Annotated in this window: 21 protein-coding genes and 1 pseudogene; 12 read left to right on the forward strand and 10 right to left on the reverse strand. The window is 74.1% G+C overall.

Annotation, left to right across the window (positions count from 1 at the left end):
- Positions 1 to 4 precede the first annotated feature (4 nt).
- Entirely contained in the window at positions 5 to 2,539 is a 2,535-nt protein-coding gene (locus tag ABD978_RS34150; protein WP_345363972.1) for a DNA gyrase/topoisomerase IV subunit A, read from the reverse strand.
- A 113-nt stretch (positions 2,540 to 2,652) separates the two neighbouring features.
- Here ABD978_RS34150 and ABD978_RS34155 point away from each other — a divergent pair, with 113 nt between their 5' ends.
- From ABD978_RS34155 to ABD978_RS34165, 3 genes are all read left to right on the forward strand, one after another.
- Entirely contained in the window at positions 2,653 to 3,132 is a 480-nt protein-coding gene (locus tag ABD978_RS34155) for a MarR family winged helix-turn-helix transcriptional regulator (RefSeq protein ID WP_345363974.1), read from the forward strand.
- Positions 3,133 to 3,343: 211 nt separating this feature from the next.
- Positions 3,344 to 4,966 (forward strand): alpha-hydroxy-acid oxidizing protein, encoded by a 1,623-nt coding sequence (locus tag ABD978_RS34160; RefSeq protein ID WP_345363976.1) that lies wholly within the window; start codon positions 3,344 to 3,346, stop codon positions 4,964 to 4,966.
- 63 nt (positions 4,967 to 5,029) lie between these two features.
- Entirely contained in the window at positions 5,030 to 7,156 is a 2,127-nt protein-coding gene (locus ABD978_RS34165; RefSeq protein WP_345363978.1) for a RecQ family ATP-dependent DNA helicase, read from the forward strand.
- A 154-nt stretch (positions 7,157 to 7,310) separates the two neighbouring features.
- Here the strand turns inward: ABD978_RS34165 and ABD978_RS34170 are convergent, their stop codons facing one another.
- Positions 7,311 to 8,207 (reverse strand): carbohydrate kinase family protein, encoded by an 897-nt coding sequence (locus ABD978_RS34170; protein ID WP_345363980.1) that lies wholly within the window; start codon positions 8,205 to 8,207, stop codon positions 7,311 to 7,313.
- A 142-nt stretch (positions 8,208 to 8,349) separates the two neighbouring features.
- Between ABD978_RS34170 and ABD978_RS34175 the strand changes: the two genes are divergently transcribed.
- From ABD978_RS34175 to ABD978_RS34190, 4 genes are all read left to right on the forward strand, one after another.
- On the forward strand, positions 8,350 to 10,905 hold the full coding sequence (locus ABD978_RS34175; RefSeq protein ID WP_345363982.1) for a bifunctional acetate--CoA ligase family protein/GNAT family N-acetyltransferase: 2,556 nt from the start codon (positions 8,350 to 8,352) through the stop codon (positions 10,903 to 10,905).
- A 539-nt stretch (positions 10,906 to 11,444) separates the two neighbouring features.
- Positions 11,445 to 12,035, forward strand: coding sequence for a DUF5998 family protein (locus tag ABD978_RS34180; protein WP_345363984.1), 591 nt, complete (start codon positions 11,445 to 11,447; stop codon positions 12,033 to 12,035).
- A complete protein-coding gene (locus ABD978_RS34185; protein ID WP_345363986.1) occupies positions 12,032 to 13,144 on the forward strand; it encodes an alkaline phosphatase family protein in 1,113 nt (370 codons plus the stop codon). Before ABD978_RS34180 ends, ABD978_RS34185 begins: the two co-directional genes overlap by 4 nt.
- 50 nt (positions 13,145 to 13,194) lie before the next feature.
- On the forward strand, positions 13,195 to 14,028 hold the full coding sequence (locus ABD978_RS34190) for a sulfurtransferase (RefSeq protein ID WP_345363988.1): 834 nt from the start codon (positions 13,195 to 13,197) through the stop codon (positions 14,026 to 14,028).
- Between the two features lie 61 nt (positions 14,029 to 14,089).
- On the opposite strand, the gene ABD978_RS34195 is transcribed toward ABD978_RS34190, so the two are convergent.
- Together ABD978_RS34195 and ABD978_RS34200 are read right to left on the reverse strand one after the other, a co-directional pair.
- Complete coding sequence (locus ABD978_RS34195; RefSeq protein WP_345363990.1) at positions 14,090 to 14,455, reverse strand: DUF2203 domain-containing protein; 366 nt, start codon at positions 14,453 to 14,455, stop codon at positions 14,090 to 14,092.
- 230 nt (positions 14,456 to 14,685) lie between these two features.
- Positions 14,686 to 15,249: a TetR/AcrR family transcriptional regulator gene (locus ABD978_RS34200; protein WP_345363992.1), complete on the reverse strand. Its 564-nt coding sequence runs from the start codon at positions 15,247 to 15,249 to the stop codon at positions 14,686 to 14,688.
- Between the two features lie 97 nt (positions 15,250 to 15,346).
- Between ABD978_RS34200 and ABD978_RS34205 the strand changes: the two genes are divergently transcribed.
- Positions 15,347 to 15,883 carry a hypothetical protein gene (locus tag ABD978_RS34205; protein WP_345363994.1) on the forward strand — a complete coding sequence of 179 codons (537 nt, stop codon included), beginning with the start codon at positions 15,347 to 15,349 and terminating at the stop codon, positions 15,881 to 15,883.
- Between the two features lie 4 nt (positions 15,884 to 15,887).
- On the opposite strand, the gene ABD978_RS34210 is transcribed toward ABD978_RS34205, so the two are convergent.
- The 5 genes from ABD978_RS34210 to ABD978_RS34230 form a co-directional block, all read right to left on the reverse strand.
- Positions 15,888 to 18,431 (reverse strand): CHAT domain-containing protein, encoded by a 2,544-nt coding sequence (locus tag ABD978_RS34210; RefSeq protein WP_345363996.1) that lies wholly within the window; start codon positions 18,429 to 18,431, stop codon positions 15,888 to 15,890.
- Positions 18,424 to 18,840, reverse strand: coding sequence for a hypothetical protein (locus ABD978_RS34215; protein WP_345363998.1), 417 nt, complete (start codon positions 18,838 to 18,840; stop codon positions 18,424 to 18,426). The genes ABD978_RS34210 and ABD978_RS34215 overlap by 8 nt, the downstream gene beginning before the upstream one ends.
- Positions 18,837 to 19,367: an RNA polymerase sigma factor gene (locus ABD978_RS34220; protein WP_345364000.1), complete on the reverse strand. Its 531-nt coding sequence runs from the start codon at positions 19,365 to 19,367 to the stop codon at positions 18,837 to 18,839. Before ABD978_RS34220 ends, ABD978_RS34215 begins: the two co-directional genes overlap by 4 nt.
- 102 nt (positions 19,368 to 19,469) lie before the next feature.
- Positions 19,470 to 20,228, reverse strand: a complete 759-nt coding sequence (locus ABD978_RS34225; protein WP_345364002.1) for a GH12 family glycosyl hydrolase domain-containing protein — start codon at positions 20,226 to 20,228, stop codon at positions 19,470 to 19,472.
- A 306-nt stretch (positions 20,229 to 20,534) separates the two neighbouring features.
- Entirely contained in the window at positions 20,535 to 21,698 is a 1,164-nt protein-coding gene (locus ABD978_RS34230) for a S8 family peptidase (protein ID WP_345364004.1), read from the reverse strand.
- A gap of 142 nt (positions 21,699 to 21,840) precedes the next feature.
- Between ABD978_RS34230 and lnt the strand changes: the two genes are divergently transcribed.
- Positions 21,841 to 23,349, forward strand: a complete 1,509-nt coding sequence (lnt, locus tag ABD978_RS34235) for an apolipoprotein N-acyltransferase (protein WP_345364006.1) — start codon at positions 21,841 to 21,843, stop codon at positions 23,347 to 23,349.
- On the opposite strand, the gene ABD978_RS34240 is transcribed toward lnt, so the two are convergent.
- The gene (locus ABD978_RS34240; protein WP_345364008.1) at positions 23,309 to 23,668 is read right to left on the reverse strand and encodes an FxLYD domain-containing protein; all 360 of its coding nucleotides are present in this window, start codon (positions 23,666 to 23,668) and stop codon (positions 23,309 to 23,311) included. The two genes, lnt and ABD978_RS34240, sit on opposite strands and share 41 nt — an antisense overlap.
- A 225-nt stretch (positions 23,669 to 23,893) precedes the next feature.
- On the opposite strand from ABD978_RS34240, the gene ABD978_RS34245 reads away from it, so the two are divergent.
- From ABD978_RS34245 to ABD978_RS44070, 3 genes and pseudogenes are all read left to right on the forward strand, one after another.
- On the forward strand, positions 23,894 to 24,388 hold the full coding sequence (locus tag ABD978_RS34245; RefSeq protein ID WP_345364010.1) for a DUF3145 domain-containing protein: 495 nt from the start codon (positions 23,894 to 23,896) through the stop codon (positions 24,386 to 24,388).
- 194 nt (positions 24,389 to 24,582) lie between these two features.
- Positions 24,583 to 24,822: a DUF4158 domain-containing protein gene (locus ABD978_RS44065; protein ID WP_425550795.1), complete on the forward strand. Its 240-nt coding sequence runs from the start codon at positions 24,583 to 24,585 to the stop codon at positions 24,820 to 24,822.
- Between the two features lie 16 nt (positions 24,823 to 24,838).
- Positions 24,839 to 24,928 (forward strand): annotated as a pseudogene (locus ABD978_RS44070) (hypothetical protein); the annotation flags it as partial.
- Between the last annotated feature and the right edge of the window lie 78 nt (positions 24,929 to 25,006).

The following is a 25,006-nucleotide window of genomic DNA, read 5'->3' on the forward strand; positions in this document are numbered from 1 at the left end:
GACCTCACTCCGCCGGAGGCTGCTCCGCCTCGTCCGTGGACGTCTCGTCCGGGGACGAGGCGCCCGCCTGGGCGGTCGCGTCCGCGGCGCCGAGGGTGACCGGGCCACCGACCGCGGCGATCGAGGTGGGCAGCTTCTCGCCGGAGCCGTCCCGGCGGCCGAGCTCGGTGGGCAGGTCGATCGACTTGCCGGTCATCCCCGCGGCCTTCGCGGGGACCGGGCCGGCCCAGGCGAACAGCAGCGTGTCCTCGCCCTTCAGGAACCGGTGCGCCCGGACGCCACCGGTCGCGCGGCCCTTCGCCGGGAAGTCGGCGTAGTCGGACACCTTGATCGCGCCGGTCTGGGTGCCGGGCAGCGCGGTGGAGCTGCCGGCGATCGTGACCACCAGCGACTCACGGGCGCCGTCGAGGGTGCCGAACCAGATCACCTTGGCGTCGGTGCCGAGGCGGATGCCGGCCATGCCGCCGGCGGCGCGGCCCTGCGGGCGTACGGACGAGGCGGGGAACCGCAGCAACTGCGCGTCGCTGGTGACGAACACCAGGTCGTCGTCCTCCGATTCCAGGTGAACGGCGCGGACGACGCGGTCGCCGTCCTTGAGGCCGATCACCTCGAACTCGTCGGCGTTCTTCGGATAGTCGGGCGCGACACGCTTCACGACGCCCTGCTCGGTGCCGAGGGTGAGGCCGCCGGAGTCGAGCGAGGCCAGGCCGACGATCGTCTCGTTCTTCTCCAGGGCGACGAACTCGCTGATCGGCGCGCCCCCGGCCAGCGACGGCGCCGTCGCGGTCGGCGGGACGGCGGGGATGTCGATGACGTCCACCTTGATCAGGCGGCCGGCGTCGGTCACCGCGCCGACCTGGCCGCGCGCGGTCGAGGGCACCGCGGAGGCGATCACGTCGTGCGCCGCGCGGGGCCCGTCGGCGGGCAGCGGTTCGGCGGACATCGTACGGGCGAGCAGGCCGGTGGAGGACAGCAGCACGAAGCACGGGTCGTCGGCGACCTCCAGCGGCACCGCGGCGGCCTTCGCCTCCCCGGAGGACTCCAGCAGGACGGTGCGGCGCGGCGTGCCGTACGTCTTGGAGACCTCGGCGAGCTCGTCGGAGACCACCTTGCGCAGCTTCCGCTCCGACTCGAGGATCGCGGTGAGCTGGGCGATCTCCTTGGTGAGCTGCTTCTTCTCCTTCTCCAGCTCCAGCCGGTCGTACTTGGTGAGGCGGCGCAGCGGCGTGTCGAGGATGTACTGCGCCTGGATCTCCGACAGCTCGAAGACCTCCATCAGCCGCGCCTTGGCGGCGGCGGAGTCGTCGCTGCTCCGGATGACCTGGATGACCTCGTCGATGTTGAGCAGCGCGATGACGAGGCCGTCGACCAGGTGCAGCCGGTCCTGACGCTTGGTGCGGCGGAACATGCTGCGGCGGCGTACGACCTCGATGCGGTGGTCGACGTACACCTGGAGCAGGTCCCGCAGGCCCAGCGTGCGCGGCTGGCCGTCGACCAGCGCGACGTTGTTGATGCCGAACGTCTCCTCCATCGGGGTGAGGCGGTACAGCTCCTCCAGCACCGCCTCGGGGTGGAAGCCGTTCTTGATCTCGATGACGAGGCGCAGGCCCTGCTGCCGGTCGGTGAGGTCCTTCAGGTCCGCGATGCCGGCCAGCTTCTTCGCGTTGACGAAGTCCTTGATCTTGGCGACGACGCGCTCGGGGCCGACGGCGTACGGCAGCTCGGTGACGATGATGCCCTTGCGGCGCGGCGTGACCTGCTCGATGTGCGCCGTGGCGCGGGTGCGGAACGTGCCGCGCCCGCTCTCGTACGCGTCGCGGATGCCCTCCAGGCCGACGATCTTGCCGCCGGTGGGCAGGTCGGGGCCGGGCACGAAGCGCATGAGCTCGTCGAGCGACGCGTCGGGGTTGTCGATCAGGTGGCGGGCGGCGGCGATCACTTCGGTGAGGTTGTGCGGCGCCATGTTGGTCGCCATCCCGACCGCGATGCCGGAGGCACCGTTGACCAGGAGGTTCGGGTACGCGGCGGGGAGCACCTCGGGCTCGGTCTCCTGGCCGTCGTAGTTGGGCCGGAACTCGACGGTCTCCTCGTCGATGCTGTCCACCATGAGCATGGCCTCGCGGGCCATGCGGGCCTCGGTGTACCGCATCGCGGCGGGGGAGTCGTCGCCGCCGAGAGAGCCGAAGTTGCCGTGCCCGTCGACGAGGCGCATCCGCATCGCCCACGGCTGGGCGAGGCGGACGAGCGCGTCGTAGATCGCGCTGTCGCCGTGGGGGTGCAGCTTGCCCATCACCTCGCCGACGACGCGGGCGCACTTGACGTGCCCGCGGTCGGGGCGCAGGCCCATCTCGTTCATCGAGTAGAGGATGCGGCGCTGCACGGGCTTGAGCCCGTCGCGCGCGTCCGGAAGCGCCCGCTGGTAGATGACCGAGTAGGCGTACTCGAGATAACTGCCCCGCATCTCCTCGGAGACGTCGACGTCGACGATGTTCTCCTCGAAGTCCGGCGGGGGAGGGGTCTGCGTACCACGTCGTGCCATGAGGACATTCTTGCCGGTCCCGACGACATCTTTGGCCGCTGTCCGTTTCTTTCGGCATGTTCGCGAGCAGACACTTGACCAGAGCAAGTCTTGCAATATGCAATACTTTTCTCGTGACGGACCCCTCACGCGCACCGCTGGACGCGGAGATCGACGTGTTCCAGACCGCCACGAAAGACCTGGTCGGCGTGACCGTCCGCAGCCTGGAGCAGCTGGAAGGACGGGTGTCCCTCGCCCAGTTCCGGATGCTCGTCGTGCTCGCCGACCTGGGCGCGTCGCCTTCGTCGAAGGTCGCACGAGAACTCGGTCTGGGCGCCTCGTCGGTGACCCGGCTCGCTGATCGCCTTCAGGCGAGCGGCCACGTGGTCCGCGGCCACGATCCGGGCAACCGCAGCGTCGTGACGCTGGAGCTCACGCCCTCGGGCCGGCGACTGGTCGATCAGGTCATGCGGTGGCGGCGCGCGGAACTGGCGCGGATCCTCGCTCGGCTCAGTCCGTCCGACCGCGCCGTTCTGACCACCGCGCTGCACCGCTTCCACGAGGCGGTGGGCCGGGACGACGCCGACGGGCCGTACGGGCCCGTACCGCTGTGAGCCGATCCGGCGAACGACGTCACCGGCCCGTCGCCGCGGCACCGGCCGAGCGGGCGGCCTGAGCAGGAGAAGAGTGAGCGACGCCCGCGGGGCGTCGCCGAGTCGCCCGTGTCCGGAACGGGCGGGACAAGGGGAGGACTTCGCGAGCGCACGGTCGACCGGAGCGGTACGCCGGCCGCCGTCCCTCGGTGACTTCACCGTCGGGCGCAGAATGCTGATCGTCACCCTGTGGGCGTTGCCGGTGGGCGGGGTCGCCGCCCTCGCCGCCCTGGGGCTGCTCCGGCTCGTCGCGCTCATCACCGACCTGGTCTTCTACGGGCGTCCGGGTACCGCGCTGCTGGCCCCCGGCCTGCACCCGCACCCCTGGTGGCTGCCCCTGTCCGCGCCGATCGCCGGCGGTCTCATCGTGGGCCTGATGGCGAGGTACGGCTCGGAGAAGATCCGCGGGCACGGCATGCCGGAGGCGATCGAGGCGATCCTGACCGGCGGCAGCGCGTCCTCCGGTGGTGGGGCGACGCCTCGCGCGCCCGGGACCAGGACGGCCGGTCGGCTCTGCGCGACGGCGGACCGCAGGCGGCATGACGATCGGCGCGGAGGCCCGGCGACGCGCCGGCGCCCCCGCGTCCGCCGCGTTCGCCGCAGCGGGGCCTTCCTCCGTACGGAGCCCGATAACGTGATCTCACGTCGTGAGGAGGAGCGCCGCATGTACGCCGACTTCCAGTTCGAGATCTACCTCAACGGCCTGAACGACGTCAGGCCACCGCTGCCGACCGATCTGACCCGTCTCGAGGCGCTGGCCCGCGAGAAACTGCCTCGGGAGGCGTACGACTACGTCGCCGGGTCGGCGGGCACCGGGGACACCGCGGTCGCCAACCGGGAGGCGTTCCGGCGCCGGCGGATCGTCCCGCGCATGCTCCGCGGCGCGGCGGGCGGCGACCTGACCACACAGGTGCTCGGCACGGACCTGCCCGCCCCGGTCCTCCTCGGCCCGGTCGGGGTGCTGAACATCGTCCACCCGGAGGGGGAGCTGGCGGCGGCGCGGGCCGCGCGGGCCCTCGGGGTGCCGGTCGTCCTGAGCACGGCCGCGTCGCACACCCTGGAGGAGGTGGCCGAGGTCGCGGGTCCCCGCTGGTACCAGCTGTACTGGCCGGGCGACCGTGACCTGGCGGTCAGCCTCCTGGGGCGGGCGCGGGCCGCGGGCTACACCGCCCTCGTCGTCACGCTGGACACCTTCACGCTGGCCTGGCGGCCGTACGACCTCGACAACGCCTACCTGCCGTTCCTGCGCCGCATCGGGATCCAGAACTACCTCGCCGACCCGGTGTTCACCGCCAAGGCCGGCGACGACCCGGTCCTCCACTGGGCCGGCGTCTTCGGGAACCCCGGCCTGACCTGGGACGACCTGGCGTTCCTGCGTGAGCACTGGGACGGGCCGATCGCGCTGAAGGGCATCCAGGCGACCGACGACGCCCGCCGCGCGGTGGACGCGGGCATGGACGGCATCGTCGTGTCCAACCACGGCGGCCGCCAGGTCGACGGCGCCGTCGCCGCCCTCGACACGCTGCCGATCATCGCGCACGCGGTCGACGACCAGATCGAGGTGCTGTTCGACAGCGGCGTACGGACCGGCGCGGACGTGTTCAAGGCCCTGGCGCTGGGCGCGAAGGCGGTTCTGCTGGGCCGCCCGTACGTGTACGGCCTGGCGCTCGACGGCGAGGACGGCGTCCGGCACGTGCTGCGCTGCCTGCTCGCCGAGCTCGAGCTCACGCTGCGGCTGTCCGGCCACGACCACGTCGCCACCCTGTCCTCGGACGACCTGCACGAGGTCGGCTGATCCTCCGGGTCCGCGCCGCCGATCCGGCCCAGGTCGTCGGCGGGACCTGGTATGCAGGAGCGCATGGCCGACGAAGCACGCCCCGACCCTTCCGAAGACGCCCTGCGCCAGGACGCCGAGGCGTGCCTGCGATCGCTCGCCGGTGACCACGCCCGGCTGCGCGAGGACCAGTGGGCGGCGATCCGCGCCCTCATCGTCGAGCGGCGGCGCGCGCTGGTCGTGCAGCGCACCGGGTGGGGCAAGTCCGCGGTCTACTTCGTGGCGACCGCCCTGCTGCGGCGGCGCGGCGCGGGCCCGACCGTGATCGTCAGCCCGCTGCTCGCGCTGATGCGCAACCAGATCGCCGCCGCCGAGCGCGCCGGCATCCACGCGGCGACGATCAACTCGGCCAACCTCGAGGACTGGGAGCGCGTCTACGCCGACGTCCGCGCCGGGGCCGTCGACGTGCTGCTGGTCAGCCCGGAGCGGCTGAACAACCCCGACTTCCGCGACCAGGTCCTGCCCGACCTGGCGGCCGGAGCCGGCCTGGTCGTCGTCGACGAGGCGCACTGCATCTCCGACTGGGGGCACGACTTCCGGCCCGACTACCGGCGGCTGCGCACACTGCTGGCCGACCTGCCGGCCGGAATCCCGGTCCTGGCCACCACCGCGACCGCCAACGCACGGGTCACGCGGGACGTCGCCGACCAGCTCACCGGCGGATCCGACGCGGCGGCGGCAGAGGCACTCGTCCTGCGCGGCCCGCTGGAGCGCGAGAGCCTGAGCCTGGCGGTCGTCCAGCTGCGGGGCGCCGAGCAACGGCTGGCCTGGCTCGCCGGGCGACTCGACGCGCTGCCCGGCTCGGGGATCATCTACACGCTCACCGTGGCGGCGGCGCACGAGGTCGCCGGGTTCCTGCGCGACCGCGGGTACGCCGTCGCCGCCTACACCGGGCAGACGGAGCAGGCCGAGCGCCTGCAGGCCGAGCAGGACCTGCTCGACAACAAGGTGAAGGCGCTCGTCGCGACCAGCGCGCTCGGCATGGGCTTCGACAAGCCCGACCTCGGGTTCATCGTGCATCTGGGCGCCCCGCAGTCGCCGGTCGCGTACTACCAGCAGATCGGCCGCGCCGGGCGCGGCGTCCAGCGGGCCGAGGTGATCCTGCTGCCGGGCAGGGAGGATCGCGACATCTGGGCGTACTTCGCCGGCCTGGCCTTCCCGCCCGAACCCGTCGTGCGCCAGGCACTGGGCGCGCTGGAGGAGGCGGGGGGCACGCTGTCCACCGCCGCCCTGGAGACCCGCGTCGACCTGGGGCGCAGCCGCCTGGAGATGATGCTCAAGGTGCTCGACGTCGACGGTGCCGTGCGCCGCGTCAAGGGCGGCTGGACCGCGACCGGCACGCCCTGGGCGTACGACCGGGAGCGCTACGAGCGGGTCGCGGCCGAGCGCTCCCGTGAACAGCGGGCCATGCTCGACTACCTGACCACCGAGTCCTGCCGCATGGAGTTCCTGCGTCGTCAGCTCGACGATCCGCAGGCCGCGCCGTGCGGGCGCTGCGACAACTGCACCGGGCGGCACCTGCCCGCGGAGGTCCCCGAGGAGGAGACCGTACGCGCCCGGGAGCGGCTGAGTCGCCCCGGGGTGGAGCTGACACCACGGCGAATGTGGCCCACCGGCATGAAGGCCGAGGGCATCTCCGGCCGCATCCCCGCCGACCTGCAGGCCGAGCCCGGCCGGGCGCTCGGGCGGCTGACCGACATCGGCTGGGGCAACCGGCTGCGCGACCTGCTGGCCGAGGGCGCCCCCGACGCCCCGGTGCCCGACGAGGTCTTCGGCGCGGTGGTCAAGGTGCTCTCGGCCTGGGACTGGGCGGACCGGCCCGCGGGCGTGCTGGCCATGGCGTCGGCCACCCGGCCGGGGATGATCGCCGACCTGGCCCGCCGCGTCGCCGGGATCGGGCGGCTGCCCTACCTCGGTGAGGTCGCGTACGCCGACGGCGGACCCGGTCCGCGCCGCCACAACAGCGCCCAGCGGGTCCGCGCGCTGTGGAACGCCTTCGCCGTCCCCGACTCCGTGCGCTCCCTGACCGGCCCGGTGCTGCTGGTCGACGATCAGGTCGACACCGGCTGGACCATGACGGTCGTGACCCGGCTCCTCCGCGAGACCGGCGCCCCCGCCGTGCTCCCCCTGGCCCTCGCCACCGTCGCCTGACCACGGCCCCGGCCGCGCGACGGCCGGCGCCGGCGCGTACGGCCGTCGGGCGGATCGGCGGATGGCCGGGCGTTGAGGCGTGGCCGGTCGTACCCGGCTCTGCCGGGCGTGACGGGGGCGGGGAACGGGCGTCGAGGCGCGGTCCGCCGGGGCGTCAGAGGACGGGGCGAGCGCCGAGGTGGCTGATGGCCCGCGCGGCGAGGCGGCAGCCGTTCGCGAGGGCCTCGGCGGGCGGCTTGCCGTCCAGCCAGCCCGGCAGGAACCCGGCGATGAAGGCGTCACCCGCACCGGTGCCGTCGACGATCTCGTCGACCGGCTCGGCGGGCACCCGGACCGGCTCGGCGCCGCGGCCGTTGCTGAACCACAGCGCGCCCTCGGCCTCCATCTTGACGACGACCTGGGCGTACCAGGCGGTCAGGACCTTGGCCGCCTGCTCCGGGTTGTCGCGGCCGGTGAGCACCTCGGCCTGGGAGGCGTTGACGAACAGCAGCCCGGCACCCTGGGTCCACTCGAGGAACGGCTCGGCGCCGGCCCGCTTGAGGTGGGAGTTGGCGCCGCCGTCCACGGTGATGGACATCTGGGCCTTCTGCGCCAGCTTCATGGCGTGCAGGGCGGCCTGCCGGGACCCCTCGTTGAGCAGGGAGTAACCGGAAATGTGCAGATGCGCACCGGGGCCGAAGAGGTCCTGCGGGATGTCGTCGGGGAGCAGCGCGGCGTTCGCCCCGGCGTCGGACAGCATCGTCCGGTCGCCCTTGTGGGTGACCATGACCACGCACGTGCCGGTGGGGCGCTCCGGATCCATGACGAGCCGGGCGTCGACGCCGTAGCCCATCAGCTCCATGTCGCGGTTCCGGCCGGCGATGTCGGCCCCGCGCCGCCCGATGAATCCGGACTCGACGCCCTCGACCGCCAGCCAGGCCGCGACGTTGGCTCCCGAGCCGCCGCCGTGCATCGACACGTTGGCCGGCGTGTCGCCGCCTTTCGCCAGCGGGAAGGCGGCTCGCGCGACGGCATCGGTCATCAGATCGCCGACCACGACCACGCGCGTCATGACGTCACCCACCTTGTTCCCTGCGGCTGCCGCGCCCCGAACGACGGCCTGCCTGCGTGACCCGGAGAAAAACCTAACAGCTCCCGCCACCCGGGTGGGTCCCGAACCGGCGCGAAATCGGGATCTCCCATACTCTCGACGTGTGCCGTACCCCGATCACTGGGAGGCCGACGTCGTCCTCGCCGACGGCGGGACGGCGCACCTGCGCCCGATCAGGGCCGGTGACGCCGAGCTGCTGCGCGAGTTCTACGCCCGGCTCTCGCCCGAATCGATCTACTACCGTTTCTTCTCGCCGCGGCCGCGACTTTCGGACCGTGAGATCGAGCACTTCACGACCGTCGACTACGTCGACCGGGTAGCGCTGATCGCGACCATCGGAGACGCGATGATCGCGGTGGTGCGCTACGACCGCCTCGGCCGCCGGCCGGACGCGCCCGGTGGCGTCGACAGTGGTGCGGCGGGGCCCGACGGGACCGGTGGGGACATCTGGCGCGCGGCCGTCACGGAGTACACCGCCGCGACGACCGAATCCACCGGCACCGCCGAGGTCGCCTTCCTCGTCGAGGACGCCCAGCAGGGCCGCGGCCTGGGCACCGTGCTGCTGGAGCACATCGCGGCCGCGGCCCGCGAACGCGGCATCCGGCGGTTCATCGCGGACGTCCTGCCGGAGAACCGCCGGATGACCACCGTGTTCCGGGCGGCCGGCTACGAGGCCCAGCAGCGCTTCGAGGACGGCGTGATCCGGTTGACCCTCGACCTGGAGCCGACCGAGACGTCCCGTGAGGTCATGGCCGCCCGCGAGCACCGCGCGGAGTCCCGGTCGATCGAGCGGCTCCTGTCCCCCCGCTCGGTCGCGGTGATCGGCGCCAGCCGGGAGGCGCGCAGCGTCGGCCAGACGGTCCTGCGCAACCTGCTCGGCGGCGACTTCACCGGGCCGGTGTTCCCGGTGAACCCGACCGCGCCGGCGGTGGCGGGCGTCCGCGCCCACCCGACGGTCGCGGCGATCCCCGACCCGGTCGACCTGGCCGTCGTCGCGGTGCCCGGCGAGCACGTCAACGAGGTCGTGGCGCAGTGCGCGGCCAAGGGGGTGCACGGGCTGGTCGTCGTCTCCTCCGGGTTCGGCGAGGCCGGGCCCGAGGGCCGCGCCCGCCAGGACGACCTCGTACGCCTCGCGCGGGCGAACGGCATGCGCGTGGTCGGGCCGAACTGCCTCGGCATCGCCAACAGCGACCCGGCCGTGCGGCTTAACGCCACGCTCGCCCCGACCCTGCCGGGGCGCGGACCGGTCGGCTTCTTCTCGCAGTCCGGCGCGCTGGGCATCACGATCCTGCGGTGGGCCGCCGAGCGCGGACTGGGCCTGTCGACGTTCGTCTCGGCGGGCAACCGCGCCGACGTGTCCGGCAACGACCTCATGCAGTACTGGGAGGAGGACCCGGCCACCGAGGTGATCCTCCTCTACCTGGAGTCGATCGGGAACCCGCGCAAGTTCACTCGCCTGGCGCGGCGCATCAGCCGGGCGAAACCGATCGTCGCCGTCAAGAGCGGGCGTACGACCCAGGGCGTGCCGCTCGGCCACGCGGCGCGGGCGCTGAGCCTGCCCGACCACGCCGTCAGTGCACTGTTCGCGCAGGCCGGCGTCGTACGGGTCGACACGCTCGGCGACCTGTTCGACGTCGCGCAGATCCTCGCCTACCAGCCCCTGCCGACCGGCCGCCGCGTCGCCATCGTCGGCAACTCCAACTCCATCGCCCTGCTCGCCCAGGACGCCGCCACCGCCGCCGACCTCGACCCGCTGCCGCCGGTGGAGCTCGGCCCCGCCGCCGGCCCGGCGGAGTTCGAGGCCGCGCTGGCCGGGATCCTGGCCGACGAGGCGGCCGACGCGGTGGTCACGGTGTTCGCCCCGCCGGTACGAGGCGGCCTGGATCCGGAGGTGGCGGCCGCGATCGTCCGGCAGGCGGAGGGCGCCGCCAAGCCGGTCATCGCGACCTATCTCGGCGAGCGGGGCCTGCTGCACGGCAGCGTCCCGTCCTATCCCGCGCCCGAGGACGCCGTCCGCGCCCTGGCGTACGCCGTCCGGTACGCCGAGCGGCGCCGCCGCCCGCCGGGCCGCGTGCCCACCCTGCCCGGCGTCGACCGGGACCGCGCCCGGACGCTGATCGAAGAACTCCTCGCCGCCCCGGCGGGCCCGCCCGCCCCCACCGCGGATCCCGCACCGGTGGACCGGCGAGAACTCGAACCGGAGCGGACCGCCGAACTGCTCGCCTGCTACGGCATCGAGCCCGCCGACGGTGCCGAGGCGGACGGCGCAGGGGTCGTCACGCAGATCAGGACGGCGGAGGACCCGTCGTTCGGGGCGATCGTGTCGTTCGGACTCGCCGATCCGACCGCCGAGCTGCTCGAGGACCGCGCGTACCGGCTGGCGCCGCTGACCGACGTCGAGGCCGCCGGGCTGGTCCGCGCGATCCGGGCCGCGCCGCTGCTCCTGGGACATCGGGGCGCCGAACCCGTCGACGTGGCGGCCCTGGAGCACCTGCTGCTCCGGGCCTCCCGGCTGTCCGACGACCTGCCGGAGGTCGCGCGGCTGGAGCTCGAGGTGGTGGCCCGGATCTCCGGCGCCGTCGTACGCTCCGCGCGCCTGTGGCTGGCCAGACCTCCGGGCCCGCGCATCGACCACGTCCGCCGCCTCAGACCCTCCTGACCGAGACCGCGCGGAAGTAGTCCCCGCCTCTCGCCCTGGTTCCGCCGAGGCCATGACAGGCCGCTGCCCGGCCCGTCATGGCCCGGAACGTGCGGTGGCCCGTGCCGGCGTACCCGGAGATCACGCCGCGGCCGAGTCCGCCGTGGCCCGGGGCGGGGCTCGGGCCGTCGCGGAGAGGGCCGCTCGCGGTCCGGCGGGCAGGCGGCTTCGCGGTCAGGTGGTCTCGGTGGGTTGCGGCGGGGGGATCGGGTCCGGCATCGGCGGGATCGGGCTGGGGTCGGGTTCGGGGATCGGCCGGGGAGTGGGCCGTCCCGGCGGTGGCTCCGGCGGGGGGACCGGCGGCTCGGGGGTCGGTATCGGCGGCTGGGGCGTGGGCGGTTCCGGCTGGGGCGGAGGGGTGGGCGGTCGAGTCATGGTTCCTCCTCCATCGGGCGAGCACCGGGGTGCTGTGCTCCACGATTCCCTCGCTCCGGTCGGTCATGCACAGATCGCGACCCGTGGGTGTGCGTGTGACGCCCGAGCAGTGCAGGATGGGAGCCATGAGGGAAACCCGAGCGATGGCTCAGGGGCTGCGCACCGCGATCGAGCGGAGCGGCTACTACCCGGCGCTCGTCGCGGACGCGGTCGAGTCGCTTCTGGGCACTGAGACCGTCATCTCCTATGTCGTCCACCATGAGGCGACGTTCGACCCGGCGATGGAGGTCCGGCGGCACGTCACCGTGCTGGTGCTGTCGCCGACGCGCCTGCTGGTCTGTCACACCGACGAGCACCCGCCGACCGAGTCGGTGCCGCACCCGCACGCCTCCACGACGACGGAGGCGGTGCGCCTGGGCCGGGTCCAGTCGGTCGCGGTGACGCGTGTCGTGCCGGAGCCCGCGTCGTACGTCCCCGGTGTGCCGCCGACCGAGGTGATGCTGACCATCGGCTGGGGCGTGATCGCCCACATCGATCTCGAGCCGGCGTCCTGCGGTGACGAGTCCTGCGAGGCCGACCACGGCTACACCGGCACGCTCACGGCCGACGACCTGTCGCTGCGGGTGAGCGAGGCGGCGGACGGCGCCGACGCCGTCGAGCAGGTCCTCGCGTTCGCGCAGGCGCTGTCGGAGGTCACGTCCGCGCAGGGCCGATGAGACTGCCCGTTCCGGCGTACGGCCGGGAGTCGTTGGCCGACCTGGGGCCCTCCGTGCTGGCCGCGCTGGGCGTGCCGGGCGAGGCGAACGTCCTGGGCCTGCCCGACCTGCCGCGCGCCTGTGTCCTCCTGATCGACGGCCTCGGCTGGGAGCTGCTGCGCGCGCACCCGGACGCCGCGCCGTACCTCTCCGCACTGCCGGGCCGGCCGCTGACCGCCGGCTTCCCGGCGACGACCGCGACCAGCGTCACGTCGCTGGGCACGGGCCGGCCGCCGGGCGGGCACGGCATGTTCGGCTACCAGGTGGCCGTCCCGGGAGAGGGGCGGCTGCACAACTGCCTGCGCTGGAGCGACGGGATCGACCCGCTGACCTGGCAGCCCGCGCCCACGATCTACGACCGGGCCGCGGCCGCCGGCGTGGTGACCGGGCACGTCTCGGCGAGCGCCTTCCAGAACAGCGGGCTGACCCGTTCGGCCTACCGCGGGGCGCGATATCTCCCCGCGGACCTGCTCGGCCAGCTCGTCGCCCGCGCTGAGCAGGCCGTCCGCGAGGGCGAGCGCGCCCTCGTCACCGTCTACCACGGTGACCTCGACGCCATCGGGCACATCAACGGGTCACGATCGGCGGCCTGGCGCCACCACCTGGGCTTCGTCGACCTGCTGGCGCGGCGGCTGGCCGAGGTGATGCCGCCGGACGCCGCCTTCTACGTCACCGCGGACCACGGCATGACCGATCCCACGGACCGGGTCGACGTCGACGCCGAGACCGGCCTGAGGGCGGGCGTGGCCCTGCTGGGCGGTGAGGCACGGGCCCGGCACGTGTACACCGAGCCCGGGGCCGCCGCCGACGTGCTCGCCGCCTGGCGCGAGCGCCTCGCGGGTCAGGCGTGGGTGCTGTCGCGGGAGGAGGCGATCGCCGAGGGCCTGTTCGGGCCGGTCGAGGCGGCCCTGGCCCCGCGCATCGGCGACGTCCTCGCCATCCCGTACGCCGACGTCGCCATCGTCGCGACCGAGGCGGAGCCGCTGGAGTCCACCATCGTCGGCATGCACGGGTCGCTGGTCGCCGCCGAACAGCTCGTTCCGCTGCTGTCCCACGAGGATCCGGGATGAACGCCGAACGGCCTCTCGCAGACGGCGGGATTAACGGTCAGACTGGCGGCGTGCAACCTCTCATCGACGTCCAGTCACTCGTCCGCGAACTCCGTGGTGACGTCGTCCTGCTCGACGTCCGCTGGCGACTCGGCGGCCCACCCGGCATCGAGGCGTACCGGCGGGGCCACCTGCCGGGAGCGGTCTTCGTCGACCTCGATGTCGACCTCGCGGGGCCGCCCGGCCCGGCCGGTCGGCACCCTCTCCCGGAGCGGCAGGCATTCCAGGACGCGATGCGGCGGGCGGGAGTGCGCGACGACGGCCTCGTCGTGGTCTACGACGACGCGGACTCCACCGCCGCGGCACGCGCCTGGTGGACCCTCCGCTACTTCGGGCACCAGCGCGTCCGTGTCCTCGACGGCGGCCACCACGCCTGGGTCGAGGCCGGCCGGCCCGTCACCACCGAATCACCGAAGGTGGCGCCGGGGGACTTCACGGCCCGGCCGGGCGGTCTGCCGACGCTCGACGCGGACGGCGCCGCCGCCCTGGCCAAGGGCGGTGTCCTGCTGGACGCCCGCGCGCCGGAGCGGTACCGCGGTGAGGTCGAGCCCATCGACCCGGTCGCCGGGCACATCCCGGGCGCCGTCAGCGCCCCGACCACCGGGAACGTCGGGGTCGACGGCCGCTTCCTGCCCGCCGACCTGCTCCGCGAGCGGTTCGCCGAGCTGGGCGCCACGGACGCCGCCGAGGTCGGCGCCTACTGCGGCTCCGGGGTGACGGCCGCCCACGAGATCCTCGCGCTGACGGTGGCCGGAGTGCCCGCCGCCCTGTACGTCGGCTCGTGGTCCAACTGGGTCGCCGACGGCACCCGTTCCGTCGAGACCGGCGACCAGGCCGGATCGTAGCCCTTCCGGCCGGGGTCCCGCGCCCGCGCGGGACCCCGGATCGCGGCCCGGCGCGCCCCGGCTACGTCAGGGGACGTCGCCCGGCGAAGCCGAGGTCGGCGCGGTGATACCAGGTGAGCGCGGACTCGGTCTCCAGCAGGCACAGCCGGATCGACTCCCCGCGTAGGAAGGCGGGGAAGTCCACGAGGACCGGCGTGACTCCCTTCACCTCGATGCCCTGGATGGTGAACCACCCGATCGCCTCGTCGATGCGCGCCTCGTACGCCTTCAGCTCCGGCGTGCCGCCCAGCGGCGACGGCCGGCCCGACCGCAGGTCGAAGGCCAGCTCGGCGAGGTCGGCGCGGGCGGCGACGATCACGTCGATGTGCGCGCGCACCTCGGGAAGCAGCGCTCGAGCCTCCCCGAGCGTGAAGACGCGTTCGGTCACGGACCGTACGCTACCGCCGCGAAGCGGCCCTCGCTCGGATCCGCCGCACTGACGGGCGAGCCATCGCGCCGATTTCGGCCCGCCCGCCTCCGACGTCGCCGGCGAGGCGTGCCGATTGCTCGGTGAAAGCCTGGGCTGAGGTCGCGAGATGGGCGGTTCGTTCCGGATTGGGAAGGCGGTCCCGAGTGTTCGGTCCGTGGCGGCCGGGAGGGGAGCGGCGTGGAGCGTTCTCAGGGCGCTCGCGGCGGGATGCCGAAGGGCGCGAGCGCGGCGTCGACGTACGCGTGGGTGTCCTCCGGCGAGATGTCGACGCGCCGCAGCGCGGCGGCCCCCAAGAACGCGGAGTAACTCACCATCGCGTAGTGGCGTGCGAGGTCGGACGGATGTCCCAGCTCGGCGAACGCCGCCTCGATCACGTCGAGCCGCCGGCGGGTGACCCGCGAGACGACGGCTCGTACGGCGGGCTCGTCGGAGGCGGTCAGCAGCCGCAGCGCGAGATCGCCCGCGCCCGTCGCCGCGAACGCCCCATGGACCAGGCGGCGCAGGCGTTCCGCGGGATCGGGGATCTCGGCCAGCCCGGCCACGACCGCCGCGGTCTGCCGCCGTTCCCAGCGCTCGAGCGCGGCCTCCAGCAGGGCCTGCCGGTTCTCGAACAACCAGTAGAAGCTCGACTTCGACGCGTTCAGGCGTGCGGCCACCGGTTCGACGGCCACCGCGTTCGGCCCGCCTTCGGCGAGGGCGTCGAGCGCCGCGGCGGCCCAGTCGTCGCGGGTCAGGCGGGCGGTACGCGGCATCGGGTCACCTTGGGAGAGCCAGTTCTGTACGGTGCCGTACAGTATAGTTCTGTACGGCGGCGTACAGAACGCCTCCCTTCTCGCAAGGAGCGACCGGATGGACTGGATCCTGGATCGGCTGGTCCCGACGTACGACTTCCGCAGCCGGTACACCCGCCGGATCGCGGCGTCCCCGGAGGCCGTCTGGGCGGCGCTCCACGCCGTCACCGCGGCCGAGCTCCCCGTCACCCGGCTGCTGATGGGCGTCCGCTCGGCCGGCCGCAGCCGCATGTCCGGGCCCATGGCAGAGGTCCTGTCCACGAACGAGCTGGGGCGCCAGGAGGGGCGCGAGGCCGTGGGCGGAATCGTCGCGAAGTTCTGGCGGCTCCGCCCGGCGTACGGCCCGGAGGAGACGGCCGATCCCGCCGGGTTCGCGTCCTTCGCCGAACCCGGTTGGGCCAAGGCCGCGATGGCGTTCCAGCTCAGCCCCGCGGGGGAGGACACTCTGCTGGCGACCGAGACCCGTATCCGGGCCACGGACGGGGCCAGCCGGCGTGCCTTCGGCCGGTACTGGCTGCTCATCCGTGCCGGAAGCGGCGTCATCCGCTTCGAGTTCCTTCGCGCGATCGCCCGCCGCGCCGAGAGCACCCGCTGATCGCTTACCGCCGGGCGTCCTGGCAGCCGAAAGTCCTGGCACTGACGGGAAGCCCTGCTCGGGTGTGGCCCGCGCCGAAGCAGACGAAGCCGAGTGCGGACGAGGGCCGGGGCGCCGCGGCGAGGGCCTCGGCGGGGGACAGGCCCGCGGTGAGACGCGTGTGAAAGCCGGTCATCAGGTCGCGGGCGGCGGCGTCGCCGACGGGGGTCACGGCGGCGACGACCGTCTCCGTGCCGTAGCCGAGGGCGGCGGTGACCATGCCGATGACCGCCTCGCCCTCGTAGATCTCCGCGCGGCCCGCGTCGCAGGCGGACAGCACCAGCAGGCGTGGTGCCCGCTCCAGGTGCTCCAGGTCGTAGGTGAACAACGGCCCGTCGGCCAGGCGGAGGCCGGAGAACAGGGCGTTCCCGGAACGGAAGACTCCGTGCGCGGCGACGTGGGCGACGGAGGCGCCGTCGAGGACCGACCGGGCCGCCTCAGCGGTCGCGGCCGCTCCGGCGCGGACCCGTGCCTCCGGATACCGCGCGCGTACGGCTCCGATCTCCTCGTCCGCGTGCGCGAGGCCCGGACCGGCGACCAACGCCACATGCCCGCCGGACGAAGGCGTCCGCATCGCGCGCAACCAGCCCGCGGCGGACGGCGCGACGGTGCACGGACGGCCCCGCAGGGACGGCAACGCGGGCCACGGCAGGCCGTGCAGCGCCCCGACCGGGGCGAGGACCAACGGCCGCTCCCCGGCGGACGGCGGTCCGATCAGCCGGGCGTCGAGGCGGCCGGCGGTGGCCTCGAGCGAGGCGCGCGCCGCCGCGTTCTCGGGATCGCGGGCCAGCCGGGAGACGGCGAAGCGCAGCAGCCGCACGTCGTCCCGGACCCGGTCGTACGGGCCCAGCGACCGGCGGCGGCAGCGCCCGTTCGCCAGGGTCACCGCGACGAGGTCCGCGCCCACGCGGACGTACTCGACGAGCATCCGGTCGCCCAGCGTCTCGGCGAGGGCGGGGACGAGCCAGCCCCATCCGGCGACCGCGTCACGGCTGGACGGCAGGCGGCGGCACCGGGCGCGGACGGCGTCCTCCAGACGGGCCTGGGCGGTGAGCAGCTCCGGGCGGTCGGGCACCTCGGCGCTCACGCGGCGGAGCTCGGCCAGAAGCCCGGCGAGCCGCCGGTCACGGGGTGGACGGATGGCCGGCGGGCGGTCGGCGATCGCCCGCGCCCGCTCGGCCGCGACCAGCAGGGCGCGGGAGCCGGTCGCGAGCCGCAACCCCAGCTCGGCCAGCTCCACCGCCCAGCCCGCCGCGCGTCCGCGCAGCTCGACCGCGCCGAGCACGGCGGCGTGCTCGTCGACCGCGCGCAGCCCGGCGCCGACGGCGGCCGCCGCGCCCGGCCGGTCACCGCGCGCCAGTCGTAGCAGCGCGGTGGCGTGCAGGCCCGCGACCCGGGCGCTCACGGTGTCACCGCCGACCCGGTGGAGGAGGCGTTCGGCGTGCTCCCGGTCGCCGTGCGCGAGGGCGACCAGGCCCGCCAGCGTACGGGCGTCGGCCGCGGCGGACGCCCAGCCGTGGCCCGCCAGCCGTTCGGCGGCCTGCTCGGCGGCCGCGAGCAGGGCGGCGGACCGGTCACCGGCCGCCCAGCGGGCGCGCAGACCGACCTGCCCGGCCAGCAGGGCGAATCCGGCGCGGTCCGCGAAATCCGCCTGGGCCCGCCGGGCGGTCGCCGCGGCGGCGCCGGGGTCGCCGTCGGCCAGCTCGGCGTGCGCGAGGAGCAGCAGCGCGTCGGCGGTGTCGCATCGGTAGCCGCCGGCCGTCGACCGTTCGAGCGTGTCCGCCAGGACGACGCGGGCCTCGCCGGGCAGCCGGGCGGTGATGAGCGCCTCCGCCCGGTCGATGCGCAGCTGGCAGAGGCGCTCTTCCGCGCCGACGAGCGCCGGCTCGACCGCGTCGTACAGGGCGAGCGCGCGGGGCAGGTCGCCGCGCCGCATGGCGACGAACGCGAGGTTGTGCCGGACCATCGCCGCCTGGTGCCGCAGGCCCGCCCGCTCGGCCACCGCGAGCGCCGCGCGAAGGTCGGCCTCCCCGCCCCCGAGCCGCCCGGCGTACGCCTTGGCCAGCCCGGTGTTGATGCGCAGGCCCACGAGGACCTCCGGGTCGGCGCAGGTCCGGGCGACGCGGGCGACCTCCCGGATTCGGCCGCTCCGGGCGAGGAGGTACGCGCGATTGGCGCGCAGCCGGTCGGCGTCGGCGCCGGTCAGCACCGGCGCGGCGGCGTCGGCGGCGGCGAGCGCGCCCTCGATGTCCCCGCCGGTGGCCAGGAGGCCGACCAGGTTCATCCGCACCTGGGCGGCGGCGTAGTCGAGGCGCGCGGACTCGGCGACGTCCAGCGCCTCGCGCAGGTGCGCGATGCCCTCCCCGAGCCGGCCGAGCTCCTTGTCGGCCAGGCCGAGGGCGCGCAGTGCCAGCACGCGCTGTCCGGGGTCGCCGGTGTCCCGCAGCGCCGACGCGGTGGCGTACGCGCCGCGCGGATCGGCGGCCGCGCGCGCCAGGAGGTCAGACATGGATCCAGCTCGTCACGATCGAGGTGCCGTCGGCCGGCCGGAACAGAAGGCTGATCAGGCCGGCCGGGACCTCGGACAGCACGAACCCGCCCGACTCGTCGGTGCGGGTGCCGCGCTCACCGCGAGGCGATCGGAGGATCACCTCCGCGGCCGCGCCGGGGGCCAGCTGCCCGACGATCTCCCGGCCGTGGACCTCGATCTCCACCCGGACGCCCGGCCCGGCGAACGTCAGCGTCCGCGGCTCGCCGCCGCGCACCCCGGCCGGCGTGTCCGCCGCGTCGTAGGCGAGCGTCGCCAGCGTCGCGTTCGGGGCCAGCCAGTCGAACGCGGCCAGCCCCAGGGCGAACAGGCGGCCCGGTACCGGCGGGAACACCCCGCGCAGGCGCTCGATCAGCTCGTCGTCGGTCACGTCACCCCCAGCCGGCGCCGCAGGTGGAGCAGGCAGCGGGTGCGGGTCGGGCCGACGCTGCCCAGCGGAACGCCCAGCGCCGTCGAGATCTCCGCGTAGCTGAGGCGCGGAGAGGCGATGGACAGCTCGAGCAGCGCCCGGCAGCGGGGCGGCACGGCGTCGAGCGCGGCCGCGACCGAACCGGCGAGCTCCCGTCCGAACACCACGTGGTGCGGCCCGGTCACCACCGGGGTGTGGCCGGTGAGAGGGCGTTCGCGCCCGCGTCGCCGCAGCACGGCCTGGCTCTCCCGGCGGGCGGTGACGGCCAGCCAGGCGCCCGCCCGCGCCGGGTCGCGCAGCCGGGGCAGCCGCTCGACGAGCCGCAGCCACGTCGTCTGCACCACGTCGTCGATGTCCGCGCCGCTCAGCCCGTACGATCGCGCGATCGCGCAGAGCAGCCGTGAGTAACGGGCGACGAGCGCCCGCCAGGCCGCCGGATCGCCCGCCCGGGCCCGCCTCACCAGTTCGCCGGTCTCTTGACACTCCACGCGCCGGAATATTAGCGGAAAGTGTTCGACTGATTACAATCGGTTGAAGAAGGGGGGCGCCTCGAAGGCGGCGAAGGCGCCGCCCCTCCGACGGACCGGCGGTCAGCCGATGCTGTACGAGAAGTTGTTCACGGCGAGGCCGACGCCGCCGACCCACGGCTCGAAGCCCGCTTGGACGCTGGTGATGTACCAGGAGCGCTGCGCGTAGCCGCGCCGCACCATGTCGTCGTAGAAGGTGTGCACCGGGAAGGAGATCGAGGAGGTCGGGGAGGTGCGCACGTACGACACGACGTTCCAGCCGCTGTTGCCGTACCAGACGTCCCAGGTGCCGCCCGCGAGGCTGACGGTGGCGACCTTGGAGCCGACGGGCTGGACCGAGCCGGTGTGGTTCAGCCAGACCATGAGCTCCGCGCCGGTGTTCTGGCCGTTCGTGCGGGCCGTCGGGTCGAACCAGATGTCGTACGAGGCGTCGTACACCCCGGAGCCGGGGTAGGACATGCTCACGCTCGTCTGGATCGTGGTGAACCGGCCGTCGTCGGTCCGCAGGGGCAGGCCGCTGCCGGTGGAGCAGTTCCCGTAGTGGCAGCCGGCGTAGATCGACGGGTACGAGCCGGGCGCGCCGTTCTGCGGCTTGTTGTGGCTGGCGGTGGTGACCGAGAACCCGGTGCCGGTGACGTTGATGCACTGCGTCGTGCTGTCGCCCCAGTTGTTGTTCTGGACGACGTACCGGCCACTCTGGATCTTGGTCGAGCCGTACTGCGCGCAAATCTGGGTGTCGGCGTGCGCCGGGGTGCCGGCCATCGCGGGGATGAGGACCGACCCGGCCAGCGCCAGGGCGGCCGAGAGGGCTCGACGTCTCATGGGGAACCTCCGGGGTTCGCGAGCGGGTACGGGGACCCGTACGGCCGCCGGGCGGCCGTACGGGCTGAGAGCGCTCTCAAACGTCGGGATGCTAACCCGGCACCCACGGAGGCCGCACGGCCCGCGGCCCCGGCGCCGCGCGGACGACCGCGCCGCAGCGGGCCGACGAGGCACGATCGCGCCGCGTGTCCGCGGAGCGGGTGAAAGTCCTTTCATGGCGGACCGGGCCGGGGCGGCGACGCGATCGCCGGCGAGGCTCACGCTGCCGGTGACCCCCGCCGGGGCAGGCGCGGCCTCCGCGCCCGGTCAGATGACGGGTACGCCGAGGTCGGGGTGGGTGGGATGGGTGGCGGGGTCGAGGAGGCGGTCGGCGGCGGCCGGGGCGGGCAGATCCTCGGCGGCGGCGAGCCCGGCGATGGCGCCCGCGACGGCGGGGGTCGCGAAGGACGTGCCGCTCCAGTAGGCGTAGCCGGTGAAGTCGTCCGGGTCGGTCCCTCCGACGCGCGGCCGGGGGCCGTCGAAGCGGACGAAGCAGCTGTGGACGTCGACGCCGGGCGCGCAGGCGTCCACCCACCAGCCGTAGTCGGAGAACGCCGCGCGCTCGTCGCCGTCCAGGGCGGCCACCGCGATGACGTTCTTGAGGGCGGCCGGCCAGAACGGCCGGTCGCTCGCGTGGTTGCCCGCGCACGCCACGACGACCGTACGTCGGCCGAGGGCGGCGATGGCGCGGGAGACCAGGGGAGAGGGGCGGTCGTCGTACGTGTGGCAGCCGAAGGACAGGTTGACGACGTCCGCGCGTCCCCAGCCGGCCAGCCAGGCCAGGGCGTGCAGGACGCCGAACTCGTCGCCCACGCCGTCGCCGCCGATCACGCGCTTGGCGCGGATCCGCGCCGACGGCGCGCGGCGCAGCAGCACGCCGGCGATGAACGTGCCGTGTCCGGCCTGCGCGTCGAGCGTGTGGTCCAGGTCGGCGTCCAGGACCTCGGTGACCTCCGCGCGCTGCTCGGCGTACCAGGGGGTGGCGGAGTACCAGGGGTGCGATGACAGGCCCGTGTCGAGGACGGCGACCGTGACCGTACGGCGGGCCGCCCCGTCGGCGGCGGGCGCGTCGAACGCCGGCGCGGGACGGGGCGCTCCGGCGGGGCCGCTCCACCACATCGGCTGGCCGTGGACGAGGTGGTTGGGCGCGACGGCCAGCCGTCGGTGCGGCGCGTCCCCGGCCAGCCGGGCGGACAGGTCGCAGACGTCCACGTTCGCGCCGGCGCGGAGTAGCAGCCGGGCCACTCCCGGCCCGTCGTGCCGCGCGTCGTGCCAGCGGCGCACGGCGTCCTCGACGGCCGGCACGTCGCGGGCCGCGACGAGGATCTGGTCGCGGCGGACGAGCGCCGGGCGGCCGGGAAGCGCCTCGACCACGGTCGCGTCGCGGTGGCGGGCGAGGAGGCGTTCGAGTCGTGCGTCCTGATCCGTCATCTGTCACCTTCTCGGCGTGTCCGTGTGATTACACATCGTCGTCGGATGGTTCCGTGTTTCCCGGACGGGGTGGTGTCTCCGGACGAGCCCGGCCGGGAGGCGGGTTCTTGCCGCCGGGTCGCCCCGGGGTCACCCTGATGGGATGAGAACGGCGGCGGAGCGCACCGGCTCGAGCGATCCCGCGCCGGACGAACGTCCGCCCGCTCCCAAGGGGGCACGCGCCCGGCCACGGCTCGCCGCGCTGGCCGCCGGGGCGCTTCCGGTCCTCGCGTTCCCCCGCGCGGGGCTCGACTGGTTCGCGTGGGTCGCGCTCGTGCCCGGCCTGCTGGTCGTACGGTCCGCGGCGACCGGTCGGGAGGCCGCCGTACGCGGCTGGTGGTTCGGCGCCGGGTTCCTCGCCGCCGCGCTGTACTGGCTGATCCCCAACATCGGTCCGGCGCTGGCCTTGGTGGCCACGGGCGCCGGCGTCCTGTGGGCCGGGTGGGGCTTCGCCGCGTGGGCGCTGCTGCGGCCGGGCCGTCTCCTCGCGGCGCTGGTCGTGGTGCCGAGCGTCTGGGTCGCGGGGGAGTGGGCGCGTTCGTGGCACGCCCTGGGCGGACCGTGGGCGCTGTACGGCGCGACGCAGTGGCGGCACCCGGCGGTGCTGAGCCTGGCCTCGCTGGGCGGCGTCTGGCTGGTGACCTTCGCTCTCGTGGCGGTCAACACCGCGGTGGCGATGGTCCTCGTCACCCGGTCGGCGCCCGTGGCGGTCCTGGCCACGCTGATCGCGCTGTCCGGACCGGCCCTGTACACCCCCTCGTCCGAGGCCGTGGGCCGGCCGATGCGGATCGCGCTCGTGCAGCCCGGCGTCGTGGACGGCCCGGACCGCCGGTTCGCCGACGGCGAGCGGATCACGTCCGCGCTGCCGGCCGCCGACCTGGTCGTCTGGGGGGAGAGTAGCGTGGGCTTCGACCTGGACCGGCGCCCCGACCTGGTCGCGCGGCTGACGGCGCTCGCCCGGGCGCACGGCCCGCTGCTGGTCAACGAGGACGCGCGGGACGCGTCCGGGCGCATCGCCAAGAGCGCGGTGTTCATCGGTCCGGACGGCGTCCAGGGCCGGTACGTCAAGAACCGGCTCGTGCCGTTCGGGGAGTACATCCCGCTGCGCAGGGAGCTCGGATGGGTCGCCCGCATCAGCGAGGCGGCGAAGGAGGACCGGCTGCCCGGCACGGGCCTGGTGCTGATGCGCGCGGGCGGCGGCCCGGACGCCGTGACCTTCGCACCCCTCGTCTGCTTCGAGTCGGCGTTCCCGGACCTGAGCCGGGCGGTCGCCCGCCGTGGCGCGCGGCTCATCGTGTACGAGTCGGCGACGTCGACCTTCCAGGACAGCTGGGCTCCGGCGCAGCACGCGTCGCTCGGCGCGGTGCGCGCGGCCGAGACCGGGCGTCCCGTCGTTCAGGCCGCGCTCACCGGGGTGTCGGCCGCGTTCGACGCGAAGGGGCGCCGGCTCGCCTGGTCGGACACGTCCCGCCGGGGGTCGGTGCTGGTGGAGGTGGTGCCCGCCGGAGGCCGTACGCCGTATGACCGGTTCGGCGACTACGTGGCCTGGCTCGCGGTGGGCGTGGTGCTCGTCAGCGGGGCGTTCGCTGTACGGACGCGACGCGGCAGGTGATCTTCCCGTTGTAGGTCTGCACGCCGCTGGCGGAGAACTTCACGTTCGCGCCCGGCGCGACCTCCGTCTCGGCGTGCAGCGCGGTGTCGACCGGGTTGCCGCCGCCGTCGATGATGTCGATCTGGACGACGTATCCCGCCGCACGGCCGGCCGTGTTGGTGATCACACCGTGGACGACCCCGGCGTGCAGTTTCCGGCTGAGCACACAAGAGGTGAGCCGGACGTCCTTTTCCGGTGGCCCGGCGGCGGAACCGCGATGCTGACCACCACACCCGGCGAGGAGCCCCGCGGTCGCGGCCAGGATCAGGGCTCTTCGCATACGGCAATCTCCTCGACTGTCATCACCGAACCACGTAGTGGCGCCTGTTGATCGCGCACGACGGCCGAGCCTACCAACGAGTAGGAAACGCTCGAGGCGCACCCGCGACCGGGATCCCGGGCTGGTGCGACTGGTGATGATGAGGCACAATAACCAGGCGGTCATCTACCTGGAGCGCCGAGGACGTAGGGGAAGACGAACCTCGCGACGTTCCCAGGAGGTCCGGTGTCCGCACGTGGCGTTTTCTACGTCCACTCAGCGCCACCTGCGCTGTGCCCGCATGTGGAGTGGGCCGCCGCAGGTGTACTCGGCGTGCCCGTGTCACTGCCGTGGAGCGATCAGCCCGCGGCGCCCGGCACGATGCGCGCCGAGCTGTGCTGGGAGGGCCAGCCGGGCACGGCGGCCGGCATCGTCTCCGCGCTGCGCCAGTGGCGGTTGCTGCGCTTCGAGGCGACCGAGGACGCCAGTCCGGGCTGCGACGGTGTCCGCTACAGCTCCACGCCGTCCCTCGGCGTGTTCACGGCGGTCATCGGCGCCAACGGGGACATCCACGTGCCCGAGGACCGCCTCCGCGCCGCCATGGCCAACGCGCTCGCCGGCAAGGCCACGTTCGAGCATGAGGTCGACCGCCTCCTCGGCAAGCCCTGGGACGACGAGCTCGAGCCCTTCCGCCGGGCCGGCGACGGCGCGCCCGTCCGCTGGCTGCACGCGGCGGGCTGAGGTCCTCACCAGGAGTCCTCGCCGGTCGGGAACACGGCGAGGACTCCTCGCCCGATCCTCGATCCGGCGCGGGAGGAACGCCGGCATGCCGCAGGAACCACGGCCCCGGCCCGGGTTGGGGTCCCTGTAGCGAACGCGGAAAATCCAACGGACCAACGTCTGAACTGGGGTTATTCGGGTTCTGAGGACAGGCGTTGATCTCTGCCGCTACGGTTCGTGTCGGTTCCGATACATCCGTTGGGGGTTGGTGGGGTCGGCCACATCCGGCGGCGAGACTCGGGCTGGCCGTTCAGCTGTGCACGCTGCCGTGGCTGGGGTTCGTGCCCGATGACATCTGGTCGGTTCCGCAGGCTGCGGTGTTGCGGTTGGCGAATCAGTTGGCGGTGTTCCCAGGGTCGCTGGAGCAGTACGGGCGGCGGGGCGCAGACCCGTAGTGACCATCTGCGGCTGGTGCAGGCCTATCTGGACTGGAGCCCGGCATCCAGCGGCGGGGAGTCGTTGAAGGAGCTGGAGCAGTTCCTGCTGGACCGGGCGATGGAGCACGACACCCCGTCGCTGCTGTTCCACCAGGCCGCGGAGTTCCTGGTCAGCGCTAGGGTGACGCGGCTGGCGTGGCTG

Origin of the sequence: Actinoallomurus liliacearum, from assembly GCF_039542035.1 — a bacterium.
Lineage (GTDB): Bacteria > Actinomycetota > Actinomycetes > Streptosporangiales > Streptosporangiaceae > Actinoallomurus > Actinoallomurus liliacearum.

What these genes read in the sequence shown, in the direction of transcription:
- ABD978_RS34240 (WP_345364008.1), bottom strand. Translation starts at nt 23,668, where the DNA reads ATGCGAAGAGCCCTGATCCTGGCCGCGACCGCGGGGCTCCTCGCCGGG.
- ABD978_RS34150 (WP_345363972.1), bottom strand. Translation starts at nt 2,539, where the DNA reads ATGGCACGACGTGGTACGCAGACCCCTCCCCCGCCGGACTTCGAGGAG.
- ABD978_RS34160 (WP_345363976.1), top strand. Translation starts at nt 3,344, where the DNA reads ATGCTGATCGTCACCCTGTGGGCGTTGCCGGTGGGCGGGGTCGCCGCC.
- ABD978_RS34165 (WP_345363978.1), top strand. Translation starts at nt 5,030, where the DNA reads ATGGCCGACGAAGCACGCCCCGACCCTTCCGAAGACGCCCTGCGCCAG.
- ABD978_RS34180 (WP_345363984.1), top strand. Translation starts at nt 11,445, where the DNA reads ATGAGGGAAACCCGAGCGATGGCTCAGGGGCTGCGCACCGCGATCGAG.
- ABD978_RS34210 (WP_345363996.1), bottom strand. Translation starts at nt 18,431, where the DNA reads ATGTCTGACCTCCTGGCGCGCGCGGCCGCCGATCCGCGCGGCGCGTAC.
- ABD978_RS34225 (WP_345364002.1), bottom strand. Translation starts at nt 20,228, where the DNA reads ATGAGACGTCGAGCCCTCTCGGCCGCCCTGGCGCTGGCCGGGTCGGTC.
- ABD978_RS34185 (WP_345363986.1), top strand. Translation starts at nt 12,032, where the DNA reads ATGAGACTGCCCGTTCCGGCGTACGGCCGGGAGTCGTTGGCCGACCTG.
- ABD978_RS34200 (WP_345363992.1), bottom strand. Translation starts at nt 15,249, where the DNA reads ATGCCGCGTACCGCCCGCCTGACCCGCGACGACTGGGCCGCCGCGGCG.
- ABD978_RS34170 (WP_345363980.1), bottom strand. Translation starts at nt 8,207, where the DNA reads ATGACGCGCGTGGTCGTGGTCGGCGATCTGATGACCGATGCCGTCGCG.
- ABD978_RS34205 (WP_345363994.1), top strand. Translation starts at nt 15,347, where the DNA reads ATGGACTGGATCCTGGATCGGCTGGTCCCGACGTACGACTTCCGCAGC.
- lnt (WP_345364006.1), top strand. Translation starts at nt 21,841, where the DNA reads ATGAGAACGGCGGCGGAGCGCACCGGCTCGAGCGATCCCGCGCCGGAC.
- ABD978_RS34230 (WP_345364004.1), bottom strand. Translation starts at nt 21,698, where the DNA reads ATGACGGATCAGGACGCACGACTCGAACGCCTCCTCGCCCGCCACCGC.